Origin of the sequence: Ruegeria sp. HKCCA5426, from assembly GCF_013034585.1 — a bacterium.
Taxonomy (GTDB): Bacteria; Pseudomonadota; Alphaproteobacteria; order Rhodobacterales; family Rhodobacteraceae; genus Ruegeria.
This window is the reverse complement of the sequence record NZ_WQGH01000026.1, coordinates 1-5,046: the sequence shown is the minus strand read 5'-3', so window position 1 is coordinate 5,046 and position 5,046 is coordinate 1. Positions and strand designations below refer to the sequence as shown.

The following is a 5,046-nucleotide window of genomic DNA, read 5'->3' as shown; positions in this document are numbered from 1 at the left end:
CTCTGTTCAGCTCATCACTTTCTGCGTCAGCAACACGTTGTTTTTCAACAGAATCGGCGGAAAGCGGCCATTCGCTGCGTAGCGCATCAATGACCGCAGTGCGGACAAAACGGCCTTTCGCAACAACACTCTTAAGGTACAAGCAGGCCGAGGTAACTCCGTTCCTTCCAGTATGAAAGTATCGTGCAAGTTTACGCAAAGATCGTTTCAACGGATGCAGCTAAACGAACTAAAACTTCAAGATTTTTGCGCGACAATATAGCGGCTCTGGAGCATGGAGGCTTGATCAGAAGTATAAAGCACGTCGAAGCCTGCGGACGCGATTTTCCTTTCAAGCACTGATCCAGACACAAAATGCACAAACGGGGCTTTCCCAAGAGCCTGCATGATTGGGATGGCGATCCGACTGATCATCGCATACTTGAAACCACCGCTCTCAGGTGCGCAGACGGTTTTGGATATGAAAAGCCCACCGGGTTTTGTAAGCGCGGAAATGTGCTCGAGCGCTTGGTCCAAATCGGGCAGAAGATGAAGCAAATTATGCGCCAAGATCGCATCGTAAGAACCTTCATCTAAACCATGCTCAAGAACTTCAGCCACCTTGAAAGTGACGTTCTCCAATCCTTCTTTAGCACGCTTCTCATCGGCAATCTTGATCATGCCCGGAGCGAGATCCGTGGCAGTGACATGGGCGACATGCGGTGCAAGCAGCAGCGCGGTTGAACCCGTCCCGCACCCGATTTCCAGTATGTTGTCCTCCGCTTTCAGGTACGACTTCGTGAGCTCGAGTGTTTTCAGATACCCTTCCATGTTGCGGATTGGGTCTGCCGCATACTTTTGTGAGATATTGCTCCAGAACGCGGCATCCTTGGACAAAGCAGTCATTTCATTACTCTCAAAAAAGGTTGTCGCCGTATCCTTTACTTCCAAACAATCATTTATGGAATTGCCACAATTTGCAGAAGTGTTATGCATAATTGCATGAACTGGAAGGCAATCAATTTCGACTGGAACCAGGTACGGTCCTTTCTTGCGACAGCCGAAGAAGGCTCGTTTTCCGCAGCGGCACGCGTTCTTGAGCAAACTCAACCCACTGTTGGCCGTCAAGTTGCTGCGCTGGAAACGGCCCTTGGCATCACTCTGTTTGAAAGAGTCGGCAAGTCGCTTAATTTGACGACTGCTGGCGCCGAGCTTTTGTTGCATGTCAGAGAAATGGCGGATGTGGCGAACAGGATTTCTCTTACTGCGACAAGCCAGTCGCAAGCTGTTGAAGGGCAAGTCAGGATTACTGCGTCCGATGTGATGTCTGCCTATCAGCTGCCACCTATACTGAAAAAGATCCGACTTGCGGCACCGCGACTAGAGATCGACATCGTTGCTGCAAATGACATACGAGACATACAGCGACGTGAGGCTGATATCGCCATCCGACATGTGCGTCCAACTCAGCCGGATCTGACAGCAAAGCTTGTCGCCGAGGCCACGGCCCATTTTTACGCAGCACCTTCGTACCTTGATCAGGTGGGACGGCCGAAAAATGAAAACGAAATTGCGAAATTGGACTTTGTCGGGTTTGGGGACATCGACACGATGATCGGTTTTCTCGATCCGGCGGGCATTAAAGTAACCCGAAAGAGCTTCAGGATTGGCTCACAAAGCGGGATTGTATCCTGGCAACTGGTGCGCCAAGGTTTTGGCGTAAGTGTAATGTCGGATGATGTGGCTGCCTTAACACCTGGTGTGGAGCGCGTGCTCCCCGACCGCGAGCCGTTTAAGTTCCCGATTTGGCTGGCGACACACTCCGAGTTACATACCGCACGAAGGATCAGGTTGGTATTTGATCAACTGGCGGACCAACTTAGCGCAGGGACCATCAGGTAATCCGGGAGTTCGTTCTATGTCACAGGCTATTCCAACGCTTCACTTGCTATGCGGCAAAGTCGCTTCTGGAAAATCTACTCTGGCAGCGGAACTAGCGGAAAGAGACGCAGTCGTGCTCATTTCAGAAGATGAATGGCTTAGCGCCCTGTTTGGCGACCAGATGAAGTCCCTGCAGGACTACGTGAATTGCACTTGGAAACTGCGACCGGTCATGGGGCGTCACGTGGCTTCTTTGCTGAAGGCTGGCGTTTCAGTGGTTCTCGATTTTCCAGCGAACACAATTGAAAATAGAGCTTGGATGCGCGACTTGCTGAAAGACACGGCCGCGCAGCAGCACCTTCACTTTTTGGATTTGCCAGATGAAGTTTGTCTGCACAGGCTGCATAAGCGCAACAGAGAAGGCGCGCATGCCTTTGCACCAACAGAAGATCAATATCGCCGTATTGCGCGGCATTTCGTGCCACCATTGCCCGAAGAAGGTTTCAACATCATAACTCACCGTCAGTAGCGGCGGCACCAAACATGTTTCGGGCACCTGCTCTGCATCGACGGATGGCTAATGCTCACAGACAGCTTTCACGGGGTCTCAAGTCCGGATTACGCGCGGCAACAAGAGGTGCATGCGTGTGTGTCCTTCATGGCTCAAGGCGAAGGCAAAACCGCAATGTCGTTTACACCGATTATTGGTTAACGTACGTCACTGGCGGGCTCGAGCAACGCACTGGCCAGTACTGGCTCCGGCGACCACCTTCAGAATAGTTCAGCGCCGTCAATGCAGCACGGACGAAGGTAAATGGCACTGAGTATTTTGCAAATACGTTGTCAAAACACTCCTAGCTTGGTTTCACCGGACGCAATCACTTAACAACTGCCCTGAGTTGGTGCTTGGTGCTCGTCCAAAACCCCTGAAATAAGTCTGCAAGATGTGATAGGAAATACTGTCATAAGATCGTTATGCAAAAGCGGCAACAATTCTCGTTGCCAGCCAATTCGAAAGGTCACCCATGTCATTTTCCAGCCGCTCGTCAATTTCGCGTCGCCAGTTTCTTGCAACAACAGCCAGTGCAGCGGCGATCACCTTGCATCCTTTTTCAGTTTTGGCTGCCAACAACCAAGCGCATTTGCGCATTATGGAAACAACCGACATCCACGTCCATGTGTTCCCTTATGACTATTATGCTGACAAACCCCGTGACACCGTGGGCTTGTCCCGTACGGCCTCAATCATCAACGAAATTCGCTCTGAGGCGACAAATTCGATCTTGGTCGACAATGGTGACTTTCTTCAAGGGAACCCGATGGGTGACTACATCGCCTATGAGCGTGGCATGAAAGAAGGGGACGCCCACCCCATTATCACCGCGTTCAACATCGTTGGCTATGATGCCGCAACTCTGGGCAATCACGAATTCAACTACGGGCTGGATTTCCTGGAAAAATCACTCGCGGGTGCGGATTTCCCGGTCGTTTTGGCCAATGTTTCAAAGGCACAAGGTGCAACTCCGCGTGACGACAAAACGCTGATCAAGCCTTATGCAATCATCGACCGTGAAATCGAAATGGGCGATGGGACTAAGCACTCGATCAAAATTGGAGTAATTGGCTTTACGCCGCCGCAGATCATGAACTGGGATCGAAAGCACCTGGAAGGCAATGTTCAAACCCGCGATATCGTCGAAACCGCGCGGGCATACGTGCCAGAGATGAAAGAACAAGGTTGTGACCTAGTCATCGCCCTTTCACACTCTGGGATCGGTGACGCCAATCATGTCGACGGTATGGAAAACGCATCAGTCGTTTTGGCGGGTGTTGACGGGATCGACGCGTTGGTCACGGGCCACAATCACCTTGTCTTCCCCTCGCCGACATTTTCGGACCGACCCGGCATCGATGTCGAAAAGGGCACCCTTATGGGCAAACCTGCTGTCATGGGCGGCTTCTGGGGTTCACATCTTGGTTTGCTGGATCTGCTGCTGGAACGGGAAGGAAATGAGTGGCGTGTGATTACCACTACGTCTGAGGCCCGTGCGATTTCCCAACGCAATGAAGACCGCTCAATCACCGCTTTGGTCGGAGACGATCAGAAGGTTCTCGACTCGGTTGCGAAGGATCACGACGAAACGCTCGCCTATGTCCGTCGAGCAGTCGGCAAGACATCTGCTCCATTGCACAGTTATTTCGCGCTGGTTGCTGATGATCCGTCTGTTCAGATCGTTTCAATCGCGCAGAAATGGTATGTCGAAGAAATGCTAAAAGGCACGGAGCATGAAGGTTTGCCGATCCTGTCAGCGGCGGCGCCGTTCAAGGCGGGTGGTCGCGGAGGCCCCGACTATTACACCGATGTCCCGGTTGGGGATGTTGCTATAAAAAATGTGGCTGATCTGTATCTCTATCCAAATACGGTGCGCGCGGTGCGAGTGAACGGTGTTCAGCTGCGTGGTTGGCTGGAGCGATCGGCCGGAATGTTCAACACGATCGAGTCAGGCTCAGAAGACGCGGTTCTACTGAATCCTGAGTTTCCGTCTTACAATTTCGATGTAATGGATGGTGTAACATACCAGATCGACCTGTCACAACCGTCGCGCTTTGGACCAAAGGGCGAAGTGGCGAATCCCGATGCAGCCCGAATTGTGAACTTGTCCTTCCAAGGTGAACCGGTCACTGATGACATGGAGTTCATCATTGCCACCAACAATTATCGTGCATCGGGCGGCGGTTCGTTCCCTGGCGCACTGGGTGATACAATCGTATTCGAGGCCCCAGACACCAATCGCGACGTCATTGTGCGCTATATTGTTGAACAGGGAACGATCAACCCAAAAGCGGACGCTAATTGGTCCTTTGCGCCTCTTGAGAACACAACAGTTCTTTTCGAAACCGGCCCAAAGGCCCGAGACTACATTGGCGACGTCAAAGGCGTTTCAATCGAAGACGCCGGAGAAGGCACAGACGGTTTCGCGGCTTTCCGCATCAAGCTCTAGTTCAATCTCATTTGCATACTTTGGGAGAGCTGGGGGTCAACTAAAGCAGCTACCATCTGGCTTATGCTGACCGCCCGCCTGCGATGTTCAAAAGCTATCAGTGGTCAGAATGAACGTCTGCTTTGGGCTGATTCTGTTGAAAAACAACGTGTTGCTGACGCAGAAAGTGATGAGCTGAACAGAG

At 51.8% G+C, this 5,046-nt stretch carries 4 protein-coding genes; 3 read left to right on the top strand and 1 reads right to left on the bottom strand.

Features of this window, described 5'->3' with window-relative positions:
- Positions 1-237 precede the first annotated feature (237 nt).
- Complete coding sequence (locus GOV87_RS20245; protein WP_170388999.1) at positions 238-885, bottom strand: class I SAM-dependent methyltransferase; 648 nt, start codon at positions 883-885, stop codon at positions 238-240.
- Between the two features lie 96 nt (positions 886-981).
- Between GOV87_RS20245 and GOV87_RS20240 the strand changes: the two genes are divergently transcribed.
- The 3 genes from GOV87_RS20240 to GOV87_RS20230 all read left to right on the top strand — a co-directional run bounded on the left by GOV87_RS20240 (position 982) and on the right by GOV87_RS20230 (position 4,862).
- A complete protein-coding gene (locus tag GOV87_RS20240) occupies positions 982-1,881 on the top strand; it encodes a LysR family transcriptional regulator (protein WP_170603273.1) in 900 nt (299 codons plus the stop codon).
- A 16-nt stretch (positions 1,882-1,897) separates the two neighbouring features.
- Positions 1,898-2,389 carry an ATP-binding protein gene (locus tag GOV87_RS20235; protein WP_171212956.1) on the top strand — a complete coding sequence of 164 codons (492 nt, stop codon included), beginning with the start codon at positions 1,898-1,900 and terminating at the stop codon, positions 2,387-2,389.
- Positions 2,390-2,885: 496 nt separating this feature from the next.
- The gene (locus GOV87_RS20230; RefSeq protein WP_171212955.1) at positions 2,886-4,862 is read left to right on the top strand and encodes a bifunctional 2',3'-cyclic-nucleotide 2'-phosphodiesterase/3'-nucleotidase; all 1,977 of its coding nucleotides are present in this window, start codon (positions 2,886-2,888) and stop codon (positions 4,860-4,862) included.
- Positions 4,863-5,046 lie beyond the last annotated feature (184 nt).

Bases quoted from the DNA above. Each gene is read 5' to 3' on its own strand.
- GOV87_RS20245 (WP_170388999.1), bottom strand. From the start codon at position 885: ATGACTGCTTTGTCCAAGGATGCCGCGTTCTGGAGCAATATCTCACAA.
- GOV87_RS20240 (WP_170603273.1), top strand. From the start codon at position 982: ATGAACTGGAAGGCAATCAATTTCGACTGGAACCAGGTACGGTCCTTT.
- GOV87_RS20235 (WP_171212956.1), top strand. From the start codon at position 1,898: ATGTCACAGGCTATTCCAACGCTTCACTTGCTATGCGGCAAAGTCGCT.
- GOV87_RS20230 (WP_171212955.1), top strand. From the start codon at position 2,886: ATGTCATTTTCCAGCCGCTCGTCAATTTCGCGTCGCCAGTTTCTTGCA.